The sequence below is a fragment of the Paenibacillus sp. OAE614 genome (assembly GCF_040546645.1).
GTDB classification, from domain to species: domain Bacteria; phylum Bacillota; class Bacilli; order Paenibacillales; family Paenibacillaceae; genus Paenibacillus_AQ; species Paenibacillus_AQ favisporus.
On sequence record NZ_JBEPOD010000001.1, the window covers coordinates 5,239,011 to 5,260,565 of the forward strand.

The 21,555-nt window shown below is 55.4% G+C and carries 19 protein-coding genes; 7 read left to right on the forward strand and 12 right to left on the reverse strand.

Annotated features, from left to right (window positions below):
* Window positions 1–74: 74 nt before the first annotated feature.
* A complete protein-coding gene (locus ABIE48_RS24215; protein WP_192717352.1) occupies window positions 75–1,448 on the reverse strand; it encodes an N-acyl-D-glucosamine 2-epimerase in 1,374 nt (457 codons plus the stop codon).
* A gap of 135 nt (window positions 1,449–1,583) precedes the next feature.
* Here ABIE48_RS24215 and ABIE48_RS24220 point away from each other — a divergent pair, with 135 nt between their 5' ends.
* Window positions 1,584–1,964, forward strand: a complete 381-nt coding sequence (locus tag ABIE48_RS24220; protein ID WP_244364495.1) for a hypothetical protein — start codon at window positions 1,584–1,586, stop codon at window positions 1,962–1,964.
* Window positions 1,965–2,202: 238 nt separating this feature from the next.
* On the opposite strand, the gene ABIE48_RS24225 is transcribed toward ABIE48_RS24220, so the two are convergent.
* From ABIE48_RS24225 to ABIE48_RS24240, 4 genes are all read right to left on the reverse strand, one after another.
* Entirely contained in the window at window positions 2,203–2,664 is a 462-nt protein-coding gene (locus tag ABIE48_RS24225; RefSeq protein WP_145029416.1) for a DUF2269 family protein, read from the reverse strand.
* Window positions 2,661–3,281, reverse strand: a complete 621-nt coding sequence (locus ABIE48_RS24230; protein ID WP_192717353.1) for a TetR/AcrR family transcriptional regulator — start codon at window positions 3,279–3,281, stop codon at window positions 2,661–2,663. Before ABIE48_RS24230 ends, ABIE48_RS24225 begins: the two co-directional genes overlap by 4 nt.
* 32 nt (window positions 3,282–3,313) lie before the next feature.
* On the reverse strand, window positions 3,314–3,772 hold the full coding sequence (locus ABIE48_RS24235) for a DoxX family protein (protein WP_192717354.1): 459 nt from the start codon (window positions 3,770–3,772) through the stop codon (window positions 3,314–3,316).
* 105 nt (window positions 3,773–3,877) lie between these two features.
* Complete coding sequence (locus ABIE48_RS24240) at window positions 3,878–4,510, reverse strand: TraX family protein (RefSeq protein WP_192717355.1); 633 nt, start codon at window positions 4,508–4,510, stop codon at window positions 3,878–3,880.
* A gap of 171 nt (window positions 4,511–4,681) precedes the next feature.
* Between ABIE48_RS24240 and ABIE48_RS24245 the strand changes: the two genes are divergently transcribed.
* The 4 genes from ABIE48_RS24245 (at window position 4,682) to ABIE48_RS24260 (ending at window position 9,186) form a co-directional block, all read left to right on the forward strand.
* Window positions 4,682–5,884 (forward strand): MalY/PatB family protein, encoded by a 1,203-nt coding sequence (locus ABIE48_RS24245; RefSeq protein ID WP_145029424.1) that lies wholly within the window; start codon window positions 4,682–4,684, stop codon window positions 5,882–5,884.
* Window positions 5,885–6,198: 314 nt separating this feature from the next.
* Window positions 6,199–6,996: an SDR family NAD(P)-dependent oxidoreductase gene (locus ABIE48_RS24250; RefSeq protein ID WP_192717356.1), complete on the forward strand. Its 798-nt coding sequence runs from the start codon at window positions 6,199–6,201 to the stop codon at window positions 6,994–6,996.
* Window positions 6,993–7,769 carry an SDR family NAD(P)-dependent oxidoreductase gene (locus ABIE48_RS24255; protein WP_192717357.1) on the forward strand — a complete coding sequence of 259 codons (777 nt, stop codon included), beginning with the start codon at window positions 6,993–6,995 and terminating at the stop codon, window positions 7,767–7,769. Before ABIE48_RS24250 ends, ABIE48_RS24255 begins: the two co-directional genes overlap by 4 nt.
* Window positions 7,770–7,797: 28 nt before the next feature.
* A complete protein-coding gene (locus tag ABIE48_RS24260; RefSeq protein WP_145029430.1) occupies window positions 7,798–9,186 on the forward strand; it encodes a mandelate racemase/muconate lactonizing enzyme family protein in 1,389 nt (462 codons plus the stop codon).
* Between the two features lie 226 nt (window positions 9,187–9,412).
* On the opposite strand, the gene ABIE48_RS24265 is transcribed toward ABIE48_RS24260, so the two are convergent.
* The 4 genes from ABIE48_RS24265 to ABIE48_RS24280 form a co-directional block, all read right to left on the reverse strand.
* Complete coding sequence (locus tag ABIE48_RS24265; RefSeq protein ID WP_192717358.1) at window positions 9,413–10,396, reverse strand: mannonate dehydratase; 984 nt, start codon at window positions 10,394–10,396, stop codon at window positions 9,413–9,415.
* A 224-nt stretch (window positions 10,397–10,620) separates the two neighbouring features.
* Window positions 10,621–11,898: an ABC transporter substrate-binding protein gene (locus tag ABIE48_RS24270; protein ID WP_354519794.1), complete on the reverse strand. Its 1,278-nt coding sequence runs from the start codon at window positions 11,896–11,898 to the stop codon at window positions 10,621–10,623.
* Window positions 11,899–11,962: 64 nt separating this feature from the next.
* Window positions 11,963–12,733, reverse strand: coding sequence for a carbohydrate ABC transporter permease (locus ABIE48_RS24275; protein WP_116234251.1), 771 nt, complete (start codon window positions 12,731–12,733; stop codon window positions 11,963–11,965).
* A gap of 53 nt (window positions 12,734–12,786) precedes the next feature.
* Window positions 12,787–13,752, reverse strand: coding sequence for a carbohydrate ABC transporter permease (locus tag ABIE48_RS24280; RefSeq protein ID WP_483312667.1), 966 nt, complete (start codon window positions 13,750–13,752; stop codon window positions 12,787–12,789).
* A gap of 924 nt (window positions 13,753–14,676) precedes the next feature.
* On the opposite strand from ABIE48_RS24280, the gene ABIE48_RS24285 reads away from it, so the two are divergent.
* Window positions 14,677–15,582: an RraA family protein gene (locus ABIE48_RS24285; protein WP_192717361.1), complete on the forward strand. Its 906-nt coding sequence runs from the start codon at window positions 14,677–14,679 to the stop codon at window positions 15,580–15,582.
* 62 nt (window positions 15,583–15,644) lie between these two features.
* On the opposite strand, the gene ABIE48_RS24290 is transcribed toward ABIE48_RS24285, so the two are convergent.
* Entirely contained in the window at window positions 15,645–16,814 is a 1,170-nt protein-coding gene (locus ABIE48_RS24290) for a helix-turn-helix domain-containing protein (RefSeq protein ID WP_192717362.1), read from the reverse strand.
* Window positions 16,815–16,860: 46 nt separating this feature from the next.
* Window positions 16,861–17,508 (reverse strand): GntR family transcriptional regulator, encoded by a 648-nt coding sequence (locus ABIE48_RS24295; RefSeq protein WP_192717363.1) that lies wholly within the window; start codon window positions 17,506–17,508, stop codon window positions 16,861–16,863.
* A 711-nt stretch (window positions 17,509–18,219) separates the two neighbouring features.
* On the opposite strand from ABIE48_RS24295, the gene ABIE48_RS24300 reads away from it, so the two are divergent.
* A complete protein-coding gene (locus ABIE48_RS24300) occupies window positions 18,220–20,223 on the forward strand; it encodes a methyl-accepting chemotaxis protein (protein ID WP_354519797.1) in 2,004 nt (667 codons plus the stop codon).
* 214 nt (window positions 20,224–20,437) lie between these two features.
* On the opposite strand, the gene ABIE48_RS24305 is transcribed toward ABIE48_RS24300, so the two are convergent.
* A complete protein-coding gene (locus tag ABIE48_RS24305) occupies window positions 20,438–21,541 on the reverse strand; it encodes a Leu/Phe/Val dehydrogenase (protein WP_192717364.1) in 1,104 nt (367 codons plus the stop codon).
* Window positions 21,542–21,555: the final 14 nt, after the last annotated feature.

Sequence of the window (21,555 nt, forward strand, 5' to 3'; positions counted from 1 at the left end):
ACAGCATGTATAAAAGAAGCGTCCTGGGGGCATCGCTGCCGCCGGGACGCTTTTTTCATGCTCAGCTTCCTCTATTACCCACGATCCTGCTCTACTTTCAGCCTGTGGCCGATCGGGGTTTCACCCGACTTTTTGCCTTTCACATGCCATAGTCCCGGCGTATCCCGCATCCCGCTGACTTCGACCAGTACAGGCCGCCGGGGAAGCCCATTAGCTCGCAGCCATAAACGGTTGCCGTCGACGGCCCTCTGCTCGATGGTGATGCCGTCAAGAGGCCCGGCCTCCGTGTTCTCCTCCGCAAAGAACAGCACCGTTCCCAGCGTATCCGGATCAATCCGTTTGTTGAACGAAACCGTCAGCTCCTGTTCTCCGTACATGACCGCTTTCACAGGGACAGGCGGTTCGTCATACATATACCCGCCGAGATGGTATTCGTACGCCGTCCACGTATCGTAGCCGAGCTCGTAAACCGTGTTCTGGAAGTCATTGAGCCAGCGCCGGTTCTTCACCATGCTGCTCCGGGAGCCGATGTCAGCCTGAATGCCAAGGGGAAGTCCGGGATAAGCGGCCCGGATCGGTGCGGCGAAGCTCTCGTATCCGCCTGCGTACTGCGGCGGCAAATGGCGCTTCATCCAGTCCGGCCAGTGGGTTTGCAGCACGTGCATATCCGGCCGGACCTTCCCGATCATCGAAATCGCATCCAGCCCCTGCCATTCCTTCAGCCGGAGGGTGGATACCGCTCCGCCGTCAACCGCCAGCGACCAGGTCGCCACGGCAATATCCGGGCGGACACTTCTTGCGCCTCCGCTGCCGTTTATAATTTCATCGATGAGTCCGTTCACGGCGTCCACGCGGAAAGTAATCCATTTGCCGTAGATGTCAGGTATCTTTTTATAATAGTTAGCCGCCCGTTTGTTCAGAAATTCGGGAATATCATGGCCGTACTTGTCCCGGAACGCTTGCTTCGCGTGAGGGCCGACGTCGCCGTATACCCCTCTGCGGATGCCGTCCCATTCCGGAAAATAGGGCTCGGCGATCTCGATGCCGTCAAAAGCATGATCCCTAACGACCCGGGCGACTGCTTCCTTTTTCCATTCCACGTAAGATGCCGAGAACGGAGAAAACCGCTCAAACCCGTCATTCAGCTCCTTCAGCAGCCCCATCCGCCAGGAACGCCATTCCCGTGGGAGATGTTCAGTGGCGAACGTTCCGTTCCCGATTACAAGCGCCCATACGGCAATATCCCGGGCGTGAAAAGCCTCAATGATGTCCGTTCGGACCCTGCTCTCGTTCACGACAAAATAATGCACCGTCCGGTAGCCGGACAGCTCGATCTCTTCGGCGATGCTCTCGGCGGAGCGGTCCGCATAATAAGGAAACAGCGGGTCGATTTGAATGCTGGGCCCTTCCAGCGCCCATGGTCTTGATATCACCCTGCTCTCGCTCATGGTTCCTCCTTTCGCAAATCTAAAGCCGTCTTTGGTGTATCCGCGTAAAACGGCCTGTGATTCTCTTCAAAAAAATCGAAGCACCCGCCCAGTTCAGGGCATACAATGCAGTAAACGTTCATCGGAGGGATCCAAGTGCTGCTCACGAAGTTTAAAAGAAATATAACCCTGCAGGAGCGTCTTGCCAAATTCACCGGGCATCTGGTGGAAATCAACGGCGCAGGCCTGGGTCTGGAGCCGGGGCGGCTGCAGCATGTGTATAAAAGCAGCTTTATCCGCGTTCAGGGGGAGCTGTTCGTTCCGCTCAGTCTGCAGACCATCCGCGTCTTTGACGTCAAGCCGCCGGCGTTATTCCGCCACGTTGGAATCCGGACGGTATTCCAGTCCGGCAAAGCCTTTTCCAACATGAAGCTGGTGCTCATCGGCTCCGACTTCATCGAGGTCCAGGCCAAAGGGAAATCGCCTTCCCGAATTTTATTTCCCCTGAATCAAGTCGAAGGAATCTTTCCGGTCTGATCCGCACTTTCCTTATTGTACATCTTTGAACCGGAAAATGCCCAGACACTGCGCTTTGGGTTCTACCCAGCCATTTTGGCGTTTTATTTAAGGTATGCTCTATTTCTTTCCATAAAAACCGCACCTATACCCTCATTTTTGCGGACCCTGCAGCTGCAGACGATGGCCTCTTATCTCCCCTTATCAGCAAACCAAAAACCGGCCGTTATACATAACGGCCGGTCGTTTGCGCCTCATTTTAAAAAGGCTTGCTGACCATGAAGTACAATATAAAAAGCGGCAGCAAGGTGGCAAGAATGCCGAAAACCGCCCAATACGCCGACAACTTCTTGTAAGCTGCGGAGATCGTCCCGTTTTCGAGCGCCTGCCGGCTGAGCCGGATCATTCCCCGCTGCAGCGGGATCAGTACGGCCAGCCATAGCACGCCGGTGATCCCGAACAGGATTAGCGAAGCCGTGAGCCAGTTCAGACCTGCCAGCGAATAGCCGCCTTTGGCGGCCATAAGGCTCCCGGTGACAATCAAGAGCAGCAGCCCGGGCAGCGTAAACGCATAATCGGCGAGCATCACATTGCTCACAGTGCGGTGAATCTCCGCGGCATCGCCCCGGACGTCGGCGCGGACTTTCCAAAAGGCAGCCGTAATGATATTGCCCAAAAAAAGCACGCTTCCGGCAATATGCAGAAACAGGAGCAGCGTCATGACGTCGGAGCACCTCCTTGACGGTCCGGCCGCAGCGTCCGCATAATCAGCTCCGAAAACTCCTGAATGCCGAACCCTGTGCTGCGAACTCCGATCAGGCTGCGCATCCGCAGCCCGAAGGAGAGCAGCTCAAACAGTTCCGCCGCCTGGTCGGCATTGACCGATGAAGGGATGACTCCGGACTCCTGGCCTGTGACGATCCACTTCTTGGACGTGGCGACCGCCTGCCGGTAAAAGTCCGCGACGATGTCGGCCGCTTCCGGCTGATCGCTTTTCCCGATCAAATACATCATGATGAGGTTGCTCACGTCTTTCCGGCTCTCCAGCTTGGGCAGACTCTGCGCGATCGCATTCATCGGCCCTTCGAATTCCTTCACGGCAGGGGCATCTACGGCATCCATGAAGCTCGTATTCGTCTCCTCCAGCTTAGCCTCGAGCACCTTCACGAACAGTTCATCCTTGCCGGATACATAATGGAAAATGGCCCCTTTGGACAAGCCGGATCTTGCCATAATATCGCTGAGCGTCGTCTTGTTGCAGCCTTTCTCCAAAATGAGCTCCTCGGTTGTATCCAGCAGCAGATTCATCGTCTGCTCGCGTCTTTCTTCCTGTTTCATCTCCATCCTCCTTTTGATTTAGTTCCAATCCGTCATGCCCATGCTCCCGGCGGAAGCCAGCCCGCAGCGAGTACGGCAGCCAAAAAAACGACCTGAAGCACGGTTCGCGGGACAAGCGGCATCACCGCTCTGCCGTCCAGAGTCAGACGGTTATTCGCCGCGTATACGTTGGCAGGAAACATGGCCAGCAGCATCAGGAAGAGCCCGGTGGAAGCCGCCTCGGCCATGATCGGAATCATCATGCCGACGGCGCCGGCGATTTCCAGCCAACCCGTCAGCGTAACCAACGCGCCCGGCTGCGCAAACCGCGGCGGCACCATGGCGACCAGCTCCGCGCGGCGTTTGCCCCAATGGGCCGACGCGGTCAGCAAAAACATGACGGCTACCGCAAAGCGCAGACTGGTGATCCAGTCATTCATATACTCCCAGCCCAGCCATCCCATCAAGCGAAAGCCTAACAGCGAAACGATCAATCCAATCAAAGGAGCCATTTTCCTCACCTTTTCCCTTGTTTTGTTAACTCCATTATAAATACCGACCATCGGTTTGTAAATAGGATAACTGTAAATATTTCCAACGAAAAAAAGGCTGGTGCATTAAGCATCCAGCCGCTGCAGCACAGCCAGCACGGTCAGATGCAGCGGATAAAACGACCGCCATACCCACGCCCTAACTCTGGCCTGCTCAATCTTTTTCCATAAATAAGGCCCGTATACAATCACCAGGGTCGGTACGAAGCTCAGCATCTGCAGAACAGCCCCTGCTCCGAATGCTATCAAATACAGTATGTTCAGCAGCAGATGGGCACCCAGCAGTTTTTCGGAGGAAGCATACCGGAAGGCAAGCACCAGCAGCAGGCCGTATGCTCCGTAATCAAACGGGAACCCTTCCATCAGAACGCAAAAGGCCAGAACGATCCCGGCTTTGGCCGCCATGGACAGATTGCGCTCCAGAATTTGCAGGACGGCGGCTGCCACGAACAGCGTTACGACAACGTTCAGCCCGTCCGGGTCCAGAGCCAGCTGGTATGGAATTTGGGAGAGCAGAGCCAGTATAAACAGCCTGAATAAATATTTGGTCCGGCTTCGGGTAAAATAATGTCCCTGTACGAGTGCATAGGCGTAAATCGGAAATGCGATCCTTCCGATCACCCTCAGCCAAATTTGATCCGGAAAAAACACGATCCCTGCATGATCGATCAGCATGGTCAGCATGGCGATCAGCTGCATGTCCTTCCTCCTTTCGGATAACCCGTGGGCGTCATTCCTCATGCGTTAATTGTACTTGAGATGCAGGATGGTTTTCAAAGCTGATGTGTACCCAAAAACTTGCCTGTATCTGTTATGATTATATTCGTGGATAGACGAACTTTTGAATGACCTTCCAAGGAGGAGAACAGCTTGAACTTTCATCAACCAATCGAACGTATAAATACAGATAGTTTTAAATGGGACGACCTGAAGCGGATCTTCGGCGTATCCGACGTCCTTCCGATGTGGGTAGCCGACATGGATTTTGCCGCACCCGACTCGGTCATTTCTGCGCTGAACAGCCGCGTAGAACACGGGGTATTCGGCTACACGATGCAGTCTGATGCGTATAATCAGGCCGTCGCGGACTGGATGAAGAGCCGCCATCGGTGGTCCATCGACAAGGAATGGATCGTCTTCTGCCCAGGCGTCGTGCCTGCCCTCAGCTTCATCGTGCAGGCTTTTACCGAGCCGGGAGACAAGGTTGCCATCCAGACGCCGGTGTACCCTCCTTTTTACAGCGTCGTCACCGATCACGGCCGGGAGCTGGTGCAGAACCCGCTGAAGGAGCAGGACGGGTATTACACGATGGACCTCGAAGCGCTTGAGCAGAGCCTGGACGATCAGGTCAAGCTGTTCATCCTGTGCAGCCCGCACAATCCGGTCGGCAGAGTATGGCGGCGCGAAGAGCTGGAGGCGGTTGCGAAGCTCTGCATGGAGCGCGGTATTCTGATGGTGTCCGACGAAATCCATGCGGACCTGGTTTATGAAGAAGGGACCCATATTCCCTTCGCCAGCTTGTCGGAGGAGATTCAGGAGAACTGCATCATTTGTACTGCGCCGAGCAAAACGTTTAATATTGCCGGATTGAATACTTCGAATATCATCATTCCGAACGATTCCATCCGGCGCCGGTTCAAAAAGACGCTTGAGCTCTATCATGTCAATTCGATCAGCACGCTCGGCAGCGCAGCTACCCAAGCCGCTTACAATGACGGCAAGGCTTGGCTCGACGAAGCGCTGGTGTACATGAAAGCGAACATGGAGTATGTGAGTGAATATTTGGGTGAACATATTCCGGAAATCAAAACCCGGGTGCCTGAAGCGACGTACTTGATGTGGCTCGATTTCCGCGCACTGCAGATGTCACCCGACGACCTGGAACAATTTCTGCTGAACAAAGCCAAGCTTGCCCTGAACAAGGGTTCTGCTTTTGGCAAGGAAGGCGAAGGCTTCATGCGCCTGAACATTGCCTGCTCCCGCTCCCTGGTCGAGGAAGCGATGAACCGTCTTGACCAGGCGGTCCAGGAATGGCGCAAGGAGCAGCACCAACAACAGCAGCAGCCGGTATAAGCAACCGGTGTAATAGAAGCGTGACGCTTCCCAAAATTAGGCATTAGACTAGGCTAAAAGCATGGTCCGAACAAGCGGCAACCGGCTTGCGTAGGCTTCCCGTACAGGGCAGCATTCGCTCCGGGAGCCGCTTTTTTCATGCTTCCGGTTTAGAACCGCCGCTCAGGCTGCTTCGCAATCCCCTCTTCCCTCCCCTTTTGAAAAAAATCAAACAAAATCGTAAGATTCACATCTCGAAGCCGGCAGCGCCAACCTTTTATGATGAAGTTGAACGTACCGACAGCCATAAGTACCGCTCTATCCGGAGGTGATTTATGAATCATTCTGCACAAGTCGTCCTGATCACGGACGCAGACACTCCTGTTGGCAGAGCCATGATCCGGCGTTTTTCGGCCGGCGGCGCCCATCTCGTGCTGAACAGCGCATCCGGCGGCGCCGAGGCGGCAGCTGATATCGCTGCAGCCCGGGCCGCAGGCTCGAACGTCATCGTGGCGAGCCTCGACCTGAGCGTCGGAGCAAACGCGAACCAGCTGGTCGAGACCGCGGAGCGGGAGCTCGGCGGACTGGACGTCCTGGTCCACAATAACGATCTGCTCGCCCCCGCTTCCGTCGAGACCTGTTCGGAGGCGCTGTTTCAAGAAGTGATGCATGCGAATGCGAAGTCCGCCTTTCTGTGCGCACAAGCCGCAGGAAAGGCGATGGCATCCCGGCATTCGGGCTGCATCGTCTTTGTTTCGTCGATCCATGCCGAGAAGCCGACCGGATCTTCCTTTGTCTACAGCGCGTCCAAGGGAGCCGTCAAAATGCTGGCGAAGGAAGCGGCGCTAGAGCTCGGCCGGCACGGCATCCGCGTCAATACGATTGAAGCGGGGCCGGTAGAAGGCGATGATGAACGCTTCTACAGCAGGCTTACGACGCTCTATCACAGCTACCAAACCAAGGTGCCGAGCGGGCAGCTGGGAAGCGCTGAGGATATCGCCCATGCCGCAGGCTTTCTCGCCTCAGCGGAAGCCCGCTACTTGAACGGCGCGGATCTCCGGCTGGACGGCGGCTTCCTGCTGCACTATATGGACCATAAAATGAAACGGCCAAAGGGAGGCGATTCGCCATGAGCATAGCAGGCAAAGTCGCCCTGGTGACGGGAGCGGGAACCGGCATCGGCCAGGGGATTGCGCTAGAGTTCGCACGCAGAGGCGCCAGGGTCGCGGTCCACTATAACCGCAGCGAGGCCGGCGCCCTTGAAACGAAGCGGCGGATCGACGAGGCCGGCGGGGACTGCTTCATCGTTCAGGCGGACGTGGCCAGGCAGGACGAGATTATCGCGATGGTAAGGGAGGTCGAGCAGCGCGGCGGGGGCATCGACATCCTGGTCAACAATGCCGCCGTGCAGCTGAACTACGACCTGTTCAAGCATGATGAGGAGACGTTCAGCCGCATGATGAATACGAACGTGAAGGGCTACTGGCAGTGCATTCAGGCCGTCGTTCCGGCCATGAAGCAGAAAGGCGCCTGCCGCATCATTCTCATCTCTTCGGTGCATGCGGAGCGGCCGACCGATTTCGATCCCGTCTACGCGATGACGAAAGGCGCGATCCGGATGCTGGGAAGGGAAAGCGCTATCGAGCTGGCCCCGTACGGCATCACGGTGAACATGATCGAGCCGGGAGCCGTCGACGTCGGCAAATATGAGCGCATATTAGCGGACGATCCCGATGCGCAAAAGAAGCTGGAGGAGCGGCGCAAGCGCCAGCTGGCCAAATTCCCGATGGGACGCGTCGGCGTCCCGCTAGATGTCGCCAGGCTCGCCGCCTTCATCGCCTCGGACGAAAGCGCATATTTGACGGGCTCCGCCATCCGTCTGGACGGCGGGAGCATGCTGCTGTAACGAACCATCCAATAGGGGGAGTGATTTCATGATTAACAAAGAGTCTTACGAGCAAACTTTGGCCCATGTAAGTACGGCTTCGAGACCCTCGGAGCTGAAAATTACGGACATCCGCTTCACCGATATCGTCGGGGGGCCTTTTCACAGCAGCCTGATCAAGGTGTATACCAACCAGGGGCTCGTCGGCTTCGGGGAGGTCCGCGACGGCGCGGACAAAGTATACGCCCTCATGCTGAAGAGCCGTCTGCTCGGCGAAAATCCCTGCAACATCGACAAGCTGTTCCGGCGGATCAAGCAGTTCGGCGGCCATGCCCGCCAGGGCGGCGGCGTCAGCGGAATCGAGCTCGCGCTGTGGGACCTGGCCGGCAAAGCCTACGGGGTGCCGGTCTATCAAATGCTTGGCGGCAAATTCCGCGATAAAATCCGCATGTACTGCGATACGGAGGTCGTCGGCAAGGATACCGGCAAGGCGATGGGCGAAGCGCTGAAGAAACGGATGGACGCCGGCTTCACCTTCCTGAAGATGGACCTCGGCATCGGACAGATCATCAATGAATCGGGCACGCTGAGCGCTCCGCTTGGTTTCCTGGAGGAGATGAGGGAAAAGTCGAAGCGCCGCTACAATCAGAACTTCGACGGATTGTCGGAAGACGAGCTGCGGGAAATTACGAACCGCCACTACGATATCTACAACATCCCCCATCCCTTAACCGGCATTCATGTCACGGAAAAAGGACTCGACATGCTCGAGCAGTACGTTGCAGACGTCCGCTCCGTCATCGGCTACCAGGTGCCGCTCGCCATCGACCATTTCGGCCATATCGGGCTTCAGGACTGCATCAAGCTGGGCCGGCGCATCGACAAGTTCAACCTCGCCTGGATGGAAGACATGATTCCTTGGCAGTACACGCAGCAGTACGCCCAGCTGTCCCGGGCCGTCACCACTCCGATCTGCACGGGCGAGGACATCTATCTGAAGGAGAATTTTAAGCCGCTGCTCGAAGCGGGCGGTGTCTCCGTCATCCATCCCGACGTCCTGACTACCGGCGGCATTCTGGAGACGAAGAAAATCGGCGACATGGCCCAGGACTACGGCGTAGCGATGGCGATCCATATGGCGGAGAGTCCGATCGCCTGCCTTGCGGCCGCCCATGTCGCCGCCGCGACCGAAAACTTCCTTGCGCTCGAATACCATTCCTGCGAAGTGGATTGGTGGGATGACATCGTTATCGGCAGCAGGCTGCCGGATAAACTCGTCCAGAACGGGTATATCACGCTGACGGACGCGCCCGGTCTCGGCATCGACGATTTGAATGATGAAGTGCTGGCCGAACATGTCCACCCGGAGATCGGCGGAATCTGGGAGTCGACCGACCAGTGGAACAAGTTTTATTCCAACGACCGGCTGTGGAGCTGACGACTGGAGGCAATACGAACCACCCGCACGGAGGAACGCTGTGCGGGTGGTTTTTTCTCATATGGATGACGACAGGTTGACGCGTGAGAGGACGCTGATCTCCGACCTCCCTTTCTTTTGAACCCTTTGTCGACGAAAGGCATGCCTCGTCAAAACTAAAAGGCACGGATAGGAGGGATCCGTACCTTGATAATTATTGATCTTTCTGTTTGGAAATGGACGAAGCTTAAGACGTCACCGAAGCCCGGCTCATCTTGGCCGCCGCTTCCATCAGTCCGGTGATATAGCCGACGCCGTACAGGCGGCCGAGCAGCTCATATCCCGGGTTCGTATTGTCCTCGCCTTCCATCGTCGGGACATGGTCCGGTCTCGCCGGCCCGTCGAAGCCGACCTCGTAATAGGTCTTCATCGCTTCGAGCATATCCGTCTTGCCGTCGTCGTGGAAGGTCTCCTCGAACTTCTCCGGCGTGCCCTTCACGTCGCGGAAGTGGACGAAGAACAGCTTCTTCTGGCCGGCGAACTGGCGGATGACCGCCGGAATGTCCTCGCCCGCCGTCGCCAGCGTTCCTTGGCACATCGTCATGCCGCTGCATGCGCTCGGCACCAGATCGATCGCCCGCTGCAGCGCGGCCGCGCTCGTCAGAATCCGCGACACGCCGCGGATCGGCGAGATCGGCGGATCGTCCGGATGGAGCGCCAGCTTCACCTGCGCGGATTCGGCGACGGGCACGATTTTTTCCAGGAAATAGTGCAGGTTCTCCCACAGCTGCGCCTCGGTGACGATGCCCGCCTCAGTCAGCGGGGCATCCGCCATCAGGCTGTGGTCGTAGCTTGATACGAGCGCCCCGCCGCGCGTGCGGGTCGTCGTCGAGGTGCGGAACCAGTTAAACTGCGCCATGAAGTTGTAGCAGAGCACAGGAATGCCGGCGGCGCCCATGTTGACGATGAACTGCTGAAAAATCTCGATCTCCTCGTCGCGTCCGGGCGTCCCGAGCTTGATGTTGTTGCTCGGCGGCATCGATTCGATGACGGACAGCGTCAGTCCGAAGTCGGCGTACCGCTGCTTCATCCGGATTAGCGGCATCAGATCCCACGGCTTCTCCGACTTCTCTTCCCACGGCAGGCCGCCAACCGCATAGTTCACGTTCATCTGCTTCGCCAAATGCCACAGCCGGTTCGGCTGCGAAGAGAAAAATTCCGCCAGTTGCATAGAAATGAACACCTCTTTCTCATTAGCTTACTCATAAAAATTAGGATATCAATTCAGGATAACAGCAGCACCATCTCACGAACAGAAAAGCTTTTTCACGCGGTGTCCCCGCCGATTGATATTGCCGCCCCGTGCTGTTTCCGGTTCAACGGAACATTAGGAAAATTGGTCACAGGGGCGCCTTTCGGGAGCTCCATTTCCCGAAAGGCGCATAATTCCCCGGCTCAGCTTCCTGCTTTGGCCGCCAGTTCCTTGCCGAGCTTGTCGATCTTGTCGAAGGCCTGCTCCAGGCTCTGTTGGCCGAACGTGACCGCGTCCATCTCTTTCTTGTAGGCGTCCACCCATTCCGTGAATCCGGGAGCCGGCGAGTAGAACGGCAGCGCTTTGTCGACGGACTGATCGTAAATTTCCTTGCCGAGCTTATCCTTCGCTTCCAAATTCGGCTCGAGCTCCTTGTAAATTTCCGGGTTGATCGGAATGCCGCGGGTCAGTCCGAGTGTTTTTCCCGCATCCTTATCCGTCACGAACCACTTGACGAAATTTTTTGCCTCTTCCTTATTCTTCGAATTGGCGCTGACGCTGAGGAAAATAGTCGACTGTGCCCAGCCCCCGCCGGCCGGACCGGTCGGCATATTGACGACACCCACTTTACCTGGCATCAGCTGCTCCAGCGCGCTGACCGAGCCGGTCGTCGCTCCCCGGGTCATGACGACACCGGAAGCCATCGGGTCCGCCTGCGGGTCGTTCTCCAGGAACGAGGCCGCCTGGTCCGCCGGAGGCACGATTTTGTCTTTGCGGAACTGTTCATAGGTTTGGTAGAACTTCATGAACAGGTCTTTATCCAGCGTGAACGTCTTGCCTCCGTCAGCCATGATCGGCGGCTTGCCCATCGCCGTCTGGTAGTAGTTGAAGCCGTCCCATGACGTCGTGTCGCCGATCGGATACTTCCCTTCCGGCAGCTTGGCGCGCGCGTCCTTCGCCCATTGGAAATACTCGTCGTACGTCCAATCTTTATGCGGCAGCGGGATGCCGTATTTCGCCAGATCCTCCTTGTTGAAGGCGATCCCCTGCGCGTTCTGGCTGAGCGGAATGCCGTACAGCTTGCCGCCGATCTTCAAATTCTCGAGGACGCCGGGATCCACGATACCGGTCAGGTCGATATCGGACAAATCCTCCAGCTGCCCCCGGCTAACGTACTCCTGCAAATAGGCAGCGTCCATCTGAAGGACATCGGTGATCGTTTTCGATGCCGCCAACGTCGGCAGCTTTTGCCAATAAGCGTCCCAAGCCATGTATTCCGGTTTGAATTTTACGTCCGGGTGCTGCTGCGTGTACAGGTCCAGCGCTTTTTTGGTCGCTTCGTGCCGTTCGTCCGGGCCCCACCACATGATGCTCAGCGTCTTTCCGCTGCCGCTTCCTTTTCCGCCGCCGCTGCAGGCCGTGATCGCGAAGAGCAGCGCCAGCAGGAGAGAGACAAGGCTCATTCGTCTCATGTTCATCATCTTCCGATTCCCCTTTCGTTTTGTTTCAGCCCTTTGTTTCGTGAACCTGATTACCGCTGCCAAACTATCCTTTGAGGCCTGTCGTCGCAATCCCCTCGACAAAATGCTTTTGCGCAAACAAAAAGATAAGCATGGAAGGGAGGACGGACAACAGCGACATGGCGAGCAGCTGTCCCCATTGGATATCGAATTGGTCGATGAACATCCGCAGCGCCAGGCCGACCGTAAATTTTTCGACCGAACTGATGTACAGCACCTGCGCGAAGAAGTCGTCCCAGCTCCAGATAAAGGTAAATATCGCGACCGTCATGAGCGCCGGCTTGATCAGCGGGAAAATGATCCGGAGGAAGATGCCGTACACCGACGCGCCGTCGATTTTCGCCGCCTCGTCGAGGTCCCGGGGAATGCCCCGGATAAACTGGACCAGCAGGAAGATGAAGAACGCCCCGCCGCCGAAAAAATGCGGCAGCACCAGCGGCACGTAGCTGTCCACAAGGCCCAGCTTGTTAAAGAGAATGTACTGCGGAACGATCGTTACCTGTCCGGGCAGCATCATCGTCAGCAGCAGGATGGAAAACCAGAAGCCCCGCAGCTTGAAGCTCAGCCGGCCAAAGCCGTAAGCGACGATGGCGGCGGTCAGCACCCCTCCAACGACGTTGCCGAGCTCCATCAGGAGCGAATTGCCAAAGAAATGGGCGAACGTGTACTCGCTGGAGAAATGCCAGCCTTTACTGTAATTTTCCCACATCGGCGTCTTGGGCCAGATCGTCGGCAGGCTGAGCTCTTCAGTCTTTTTCAGGGAGGCGCCGACCCACCAGATGACCGGGTACAACATGAGAAGCGAGAACAAGGACAGAAACAGATGACTCGTTACCTTGGACTTCAGCTTCACTTCGTTCCCCCTCCTTCCGATTCGTAGAATACCCAGTAGCGGGATGCGGCGAAGTTCACGATGGTCAGGAGTGCGACAATGGCGAGCAGGATCCAGGCCAGCGCCGAGGCATATCCCATTTGATAATGCTTGAACGCCTTCTCGTATAAATACAAGGCATACACGTAAGTGGAGTTGACCGGACCGCCCTTCGTGATGATAAATGCGGAGGTAAAGGTCTGGAAGGAGCCAATGACGCCGAGGATCAGGTTAAAAAACATGACAGGAGACAGCATCGGCAGCGTAATGCTGATGAACCGGCGGATCTTCGCGGCGCCGTCTACGGCTGCGGATTCGTACAGCTCCTGCGGGATCTGCTTCAGGCCGGCCAGGAAGATGACCATCGTCGAGCCAAACTGCCAGGTGTTCAGAAGAATGAGCGTGCCAAGCGAAGTGTCGGGATTGGAAATCCATCCCACGCCCTGGATGCCGAACCAGGCGAGCACCTGGTTGATATAGCCGTCAAGGCCGAACATGTTGCGCCACAGAGCTGCCACCGCAATGCTTCCGCCGATCAGCGATGGAAAATAGATGGCCGTCCGGTATAGGTTCATGCCTTTTAACTTCTGGTTCAGCGCCATAGCCACGAGGAGCGAGAAGAACAGCTTCAGCGGCACGGAGAACAGGACGAACAAAAAGGTGACGCTAAGCGATTTGGTAAAGGTCGAATCATTCGTAAAAATGTTGACGTAGTTTTCGGTTCCGACCCAAACCGGGTCTTCCAGCAGCGAGTAGTCGGTAAAGGACAAATAAAACGATTGGGCGATAGGCCACAGCGTAAGCAGCAAAAAGCCGATGAGCCACGGGGAAATAAAGATGTAACCCGCCAAATGGGTGTCCCCGGTCTTTGCGCGCTTTCGGACGGCGCGTCGGGTCTTATCCGCTTCGGCTGTCGTTTTCGTTTCTGCAACCATCCTTTTCATTTCCTCCCCTCTTGCATTCCATCATCATAAAAATGATTGTAGTACTACTTTATTCGAAAGCGGTTTCATGATTAAAGGCGACGAATTTACGATAATGTTTGTTTTTTTAAAATCCGTCTGCTTCTCCCCCCGCTCTTTCAACTTCAGATGGTAAAAATGAGATATGCTCCGAAACGCCAATAACTTTAGATGTAAATTTCAATGGCGTTGGTTCACTCATAACGAACACAACTTAGATTGTGTTCCATGAGTTTGTTCACTGACAACGAACAGATTTCGATTTTGTCTTTCAAAAGGTGGACAAACGCACCCTATCTTTGCTCTCAGTCCTCGTCCCATATATCGGTTAGAATCTAGATGTTAATACAAGATGTAGAGAAATCTACTTTGACGTCGTCCGTAGAAGTATATAGTGCTGTGTCCATCTTTTATAAAACAAAACAAGAATATGTCCATTGGATAAGGACAGAGAATGTGCGAAAGCCTAATCAAAAATGGACAGTGCGGAGAAAAGACAGAATGATTTGAGATTTACGGAGTGCCGGGGAGCAGTTGATCAGTTTAAGATCTGGAAAGTGTCATAGAAAGGCCGTTTGGTTTGAGTTCTGGAAAGTGTCATAGAAAGGCCGTTTGGTTTGAGTTCTGGAGAGTGTCATAGAAAGCCCGTTTGGCTTGAGATCTGGAGAGTGTCATAGATAGGCCGTTTGGTTTGATGTCTGGAGAGTGTCATAGAAACGCCCGCTTGGATTGAGATCTGGAGAGTGTCATAGATAAGCTTTGCGATGATCGAATGGATCAGCTCTGCTGAAAATTTATAAAAACGATCATCTAAAAAAAGTCGCATCGACAAAACGGAATCCGTCCTTAACAATGGAATCAAGCACTAGGTTCGAAAGCATCCATTGATTGAGGAGGGATTTTGGAATGAAATTTGACAATCCGGAAGATATCATTCAGTTAACGCCGCAGTGGAAGGGCGAGCGGTTCGAGAACGGACGGCCGAAGGTGCCCGAAGACGTGCTGAGAAGAATCCGCAAAATTACGCTGGAAGAAGCGTGGGGGCCGCTCTGGCACCGGGGTTACAAATTCCAGTTTGAAGGCGCCTTCAAAATCGTGCATCCCGACCAGGTCATGGTGGGACGCGCGGTCACCGCGGTCATGGTACCGCAGCGGCCGGATCTGCACGAGACGCTGCTGAACTACGGTCATGAACAGGAAGGCCGCAGCGGCTTCTTCAACCAGTGGGTCATCGATTCCCTCGTTGAAGATGACGTCGTCGTGGTCGATATGTTCGACAAGGTCCACCTCGGCACCTATGTCGGCGGCAACCTCTCGACGGCCATCTCCACCCGCACAAAGCGCGGCGGAGCCGTGATCTGGGGCGGCATCCGCGACAATCAGCAGGTGTCCGAAATCAAGAACATCAACGTCTATTACCGCGGAAGCGACCCGACGGCCATCGGTGAAGTCTCCATGGTGGGCATGAACGTGCCGACCCGGATCGGCAAGGCGATCTGCCTGCCCGGCGACGTGGTGCTGGGCACGCCGGCCGGCGTCATCTTCATTCCTCCCCATTTGGCCGAGCTGACGGCCGTGCAGGCGGAGAAATCGCAGGTGCGGGACATCTTCGGCTTCGTCCGGCTCAAGGAAGGCGTCTACTCCACTGCACAGATCGACGCCTCCTGGACCACAGCGCTGTGGGAGGACTTCACCCAATGGTTTGAGAGCGACGAGGCTGCCGCCGAGTATCGGCATCTGACCTGGGAGACCGAGCTTGAGGAAGCCCGAAAAAACGAGCTCGACGGTCCGCGGAGCGACGTGCGGCTGTAGCGGGCTCACACCAAGAAAAAAGGAGGCAGGCTGAATGGCCTGCTTCCTTTTTTTTTCGCTGCCTATTTGCAGATCGACTCCCGGTACTCGCTGGGGGAGACACCGACCTTCTTTTTAAAAATTTGGCTGAAGTAGCGGGAATCCTGGTATCCGACTTTTTCGGCGACCTCATAGTTTTTGTAATGGGTGGTCCGCAGCATATCCTTGGCCTTGTCGATCCGGATTTCGGTCAGGTGCTCAATGAACGTCTTGCCGGTGTTCGTCTTGAAGAGCAGGCTCAAATAAGTCGGCGTAATAAATACCTTCTGCGCGACGCTTTGCAGCGAAGCATACTGGCATTCCTGCTCCATGTAGTGGATGGTCTTTTTAATAAGGCTGCGGTGGCTCTCTTTGAGCGTGGGCGAAAAGACTTCCCACAGGCCGGTCAGAAACCGGGTGACGTAGCGCTTCAGTTCATCCAGCGTGCCGATCTTCACCAGCGACGTCGCTTCAAACGGCTTGTAAGCGCCTCCATTCCCCTCGTCGGCAATCACCCTTTTTTCGATACCGACCAGCATCCGGATCGTCAGCTCATACATGCTCGTCACGTCGATCGGGCCTTTCTCCAGCAGCGCGGCATAAAACTGGTCCACCGCTTCTGCGATCTCCGCCTCCGTAGCGGCCGAGCGGAAGCTGGCGTACAGCTTTCTCTCCTTCTCGGCTGGGTAGCGCCCGACCGGCTCCATCCCGCGGATTTCGCTGTAATGGATGATCTGGCCCGTCCCGCGGTAAAACTTGTTATTCAGTGCAACCGAAGCCTGCCGGTAAGAGAGATGGATGTCGCTCAAGTGGCTGCATGGCTTGCCTACTCCAATGTTCACCGGATGGGGGAACCGCTGTTGAAGCATCGATTGCACCCGGACCAACACCTCTTTGGAAACCCAGGAGAACAGCAGTCCGATCCTCCCTTCCTCGTCCAGAAAGACGACGCTCCCTTCCGGCACACGCTCCTGAAGATCGGCGCGCATGTTCTCAAGATATGCCAAGCGGTCATGCTCATGGTCATAAGGAGCGGTCGGCTCCAATAACGCAATGGCGGGAAACGTATAGTACGGGTTCAGGCGAAGCCGGGACAGGCTTTCCTTCAGTTCCCCCTTCATATTCGCTTTGCCGGAAATGAGGTGCCTTAGCAGGCGGTCCCTCATCCAAGTCATAACATCCTGGTCATCGAACAAGAAACGTTCATTTAACATGCTTCATTTCCCCTTTGTGAAAGGATAACGAACGAGAGGCATGGTTCTAGTCCATATGGATAAATTTATAGGCATGCATATGCTCGATAAAAGCCTCCTCAACCGCGTCCCCGTCCCCTGTCTGGAGGACGGTGATCAGCCGCCGATGCCACTCGGCCAGCAAATCCGTCGTGTGGTGACGATTGGAGATGGCCATAAAGCGCATCACCTTCGTCCTCATCTGGTTCCAGAGCTCCAGAATAGCCTGATTGTCGCAGCGTTTGTAGAAAAATCCGTGAAAATCCATATCCAGCTCGAGGATGCCCAGCGTGTCATCGCGCTCGACGGCTTCCTCCATCGACCGGATAATCATTTCCAATTGCTCGTAATCATTCTCCGATAGAGTTGGCATAGACGTTCGCACGGCGTAACCCTCAATAATTTCGCGAAGCACGAAAATATCTCTGATCTCCTTCGACGTAATATTGGAAACGACCGACCCTTTATTCGGAATGCCGTTGATTAATCCTTCCTGCTTCATCCTCTCCAGCGCTTCGCGCACAGGCGCCTGACTGACCTGAAATTTACCCGCGATGTCCAGCACGATGAGCCGCGTTCCCGGCTGCAGCTCGCCTGCGATAATTTCCCGCTTAAGCGTCAAATATATCTGTTCGCTGATGGAATTCCCCAAAGGGATGTAACTGCTGTTTGACATGACTCTCAGTCTCCATTCGCCGATCATCCATGACCGCAGATTTGACCAACACGTACGTAACGGCAGTCAAGTAACCGTTTTCAAAACGGTCGGTCGATAGTTTCGCTGACTTACGCTCCATCATCCCTCCCGCTATTATCGATTATCGATAATTTGTTTCCATCATTATATGGGGGCCAGATGCCTTCTGACAACGGAGAATTTTGACGAAAAGGGTTTGATTTTTTATGATCTTTTCGCGTATATCGACAAGTTGTTTCCGAGGGGCTTCCATCCCTGCCCCTTCCCGCCGCAAGCCCTATCCGCCAATCGGACAATCGAATGTTATCCATTAAAAACCAACGCCATACACCCTATTTTCGGTGTAATCCGCATAGTTCGTCTTACCTATCTAGGAAAAAAACAGGAAATGAATGGTTCTTCCTTTCATTTTTTCAGAAAAAAATGCCGGTTTATGAAATAAAGATATGAAAATATCGGGGATACTTGTCGAAATATAGAATAGGAACTAAAACCGGTCGGAATCCTTTCCGCTCAGGCATGCCGTCCGCCGAAACGCATGAATCCATTCAAATATATTACATACCTATTGACGGATTCTCACGGATCGGCACATACGGCCCGCCCGGAGCTGCTCTTTTAAGCGCTGCGCCTGTTCACACAGGTGCTGCCGGAACTTTAGACCTATATCGACTGCAGGGGGAATCTCGTTTGAACAAGCTACTCAAGCAAATATCCGGGCTTTTCAACATTAAAAAGCTCAGAAGCAGACTGATGCTCTTCATCTGTCTCATGCTCATTATCCCGACCGTTGTGCTTGCCGTCTTCGCCGTGAACAGCGCCAAAGCACAGCTTCAGGACAAAATGGAGGACACCACGAAGTCAAGCGTCATGCTGCTCGACAAACTGATCAACACGATGGTCGAAATGCAGCTGTCCAACGTGAAACAGCTCAGCAATCAGATTACGTATGCCGACATCGAAAACCACTCGGTGGAGACCCGAATCCTGATTGACGATTTTAAAGCGCAGCATCCGGAAATCGAAATCGTCTCGATCGGCACCGACAACGGGTCCTGGATGAAATCTCCTGACCCCGGTCAGCAGCAGTTCGATCCCCGGACCCGCAACTGGTACAAGCTGGCCATGAACAACAAGGGACAGGCGGTTGTCGACGATCCGGCGATTTCGGCGACGACGAAAAACTATGCGATCGCCATTTCCAAAACGCTGCCCGACGGCAAAGGGGTTATCAACATCAGCCTGAGCATCGGGAACATCAACAACATCGTGAAGCAGGTTCACCTTGGCAACGAGGGCTACATCTACTTAGTTGACCGCAACGGTCTCTTGATGTCGCACCCGACCGAGAAGGTGGGTGCCAAGTTTGTTGGCGACCAGCTCAAAACGATGCAGGGTAAAAATGAAGGACTGCTCAACTATACGAACCCGCTCAATGGCGTTGGCCAGCGCGGATATTTCGTGACCAACGAGCTGACCGGCTTCAAAATCGTCGGCATCCTTCCGGAGAGCGAATATACGAAGGCGACGACGCCGATCTTCTGGACATCGGCCATCGTTCTTGTGATCGCCGTTATAGCCGCTCTGATCGTGATGTTTTTCATCATCCGCAGCATGACGCGTCCGATCGAGCAGCTGAACCGTTCGGCGAAGCGCGTGAGCGAAGGGTATCTGAACGACCGCGTCGTGACGAAGCGGCGAGACGAAATCGGAGACCTGGCGCATAACTACAACGCCATGGTCGACTCGCTGCGCCGGATGGTACTAGACATGTCGGAAACCTCCAGCCAGCTGGCGGCCTCGAGCGAAGAGCTGACCGCCAGTACGGAGCAGAACGCGCAGAGCGTCGAATTCGTCTCCAATCTGATGACGGATTCAGCTCAAGAGGCCAACAACCAGGCCATCGCCGCGCAGGAAAGCGCGCGCACGATGGAGGAAATGGCCAGCGGTATCCAGCGTATTGCCGAATCGGCCAGCACCATCGTCGATTCGTCGAACCGTACGGAAGAAGACGTGCACGCCGGCAGCCGGAAGGTTCAGCTGGTCGGCACGCAAATGGACACGATCAAGAAGTCCACGCACGAGTCTGCTGCGCTGATCGAGAAGTTGAACGACCACAGCGCAAGCATCGCCGCGATGAGCACGGCGATCTCCGAAGTGGCTAAGCAGACCAACCTGCTCTCCCTGAACGCCGCGATCGAAGCGGCGCGGGCCGGCGAGCATGGACGCGGCTTCGCCGTCGTCGCCGAGGAAGTCCGCAAGCTGGCGGATCAGTCGAACCTCACGGCGGAGGAAATCCAGCACACGATCCAGGAGATGACGATGCTGATCACTGACGCGTATAACGTGATGCGTCATAAAGTGCAGTCCGATGTGGATCAGGGGATGGAAGTTACGGCAGAGGCGCTCGAAGCTTTTGCCAATATCGAAAAATCCGCCAAGCAGATTACCGACCAGATCCAGGACATTTCCGCCGTCACCGAGCAGATGTCCGCAAGCAGCGAAGAAGTGTCCGCCTCCGTGCAGGAAGTGGCCAGCATTTCGCGCAACACGGTCGCGTCGTTCGAGCGCGTGAGCGCCGCGAACCAGGAGCAGCTGGCGTCCATGGAAGAAATCTCATCTTCGGCGAACAGCCTGTCGAAGATGGCGGTGGACATGCAGGAGAAAATCGACCGCTTCAAGCTGGAGGGCTGATGGGGGCGGGCAGCAGCCCGCTTGATTTCCCGGCCCCCGAGGGTTTAAGAAATGTTAAAAAGCGTACCGTACGGTTAAAGTCCGTGCGGTACGCTTTTTGGTGTTTATTACGGGTGTATCCCCGTCGATATGCCTTTTAGTGCCTGCAGGTTTGATGTGTGTTTCCCCACCAACTTGAGCGATTCCCTGCTTAGTTTCCAGCGGGCCCTCTCGCTTAACGCCCAAAACGTCGGCTCAGCACATGATGCGGATTTTGCAGGAACGGACTGCGCGTATTTTTAAGCGTTTCGATGCGCTCAAGCGCAAGCCGGTCCGCGGCGGCATACGTCGGGATGCCGGCTTCCCGGGAGATGTCGAAGATGCGGGAGATGCTGCTATAGATCCCGCTGATTTGCTTCCAGGCGCGGTCCTTGTTATAGCCGTTCAGCTCGTCGGCAATATTGATGACGCCGCCGGCGTTAATGACGTAATCCGGCGCGTAGACGATGCCCAGCTCGTGAATCTGGTCTCCGTGCCGGGCTTCCTTCAGCTGGTTGTTGGCCGAGCCGGCAATAACCTTTGCCTTCAGCTTCGGGATGCTCTCATCATTGATGATGGCGCCCAGCGCACAGGGGGAGAAAATATCGCAATCAACGCCGATAATATCCCCCGGCGCCACCGCGGTGGCGTTATACTTCTCCACCGCGCGGCTGACCGCCTCCTCGTTGATATCCGTCACGATCAGCCGGGCTCCCTCCTGATGCAAATACTCGCACAGGTGGAACGCCACGCTGCCGACGCCCTGCACCGCAATCGTCCGGCCTTCCAACGAGTCGGAGCTGAAGGCTTCCTTGGCGGCGGCCTTCATGCCTTGATATACGCCGTAGGCCGTCGCCGGCGACGGATTGCCGGACGAGCCGTAGGTCGGGGAGATCCCGGTCACAAAATCCGTCTCCTGATGGATGATATCCATGTCGACCACCGTTGTGCCGACATCCTCTGCCGTAATATAGCGGCCGTTCAATCCTTGTATGTATCTTCCGAAAGCCCGGAACATCGCTTCGTTCTTGTCCTTTTTCGGATCGCCGATGATGACGGTCTTGCCTCCGCCCAGGTTCAGGCCTGAAATGGCGTTCTTATAGGTCATGCCCTTAGCCAGGCGCAATGCGTCTTCGATCGCGGCTTCCTCGGAAGCGTAAGTCCACATCCGGGTCCCGCCCAGTGCCGGCCCGAGCGTCGTATCGTGAATCGCAATGATCGCTTTGAGTCCGGACGACTTGTCCTGACAAAAAAGCAGCTGCTCATAATCGTACTGTTCCATTGCGCTAAACAGTTCCATATCGGTGTTCCCTC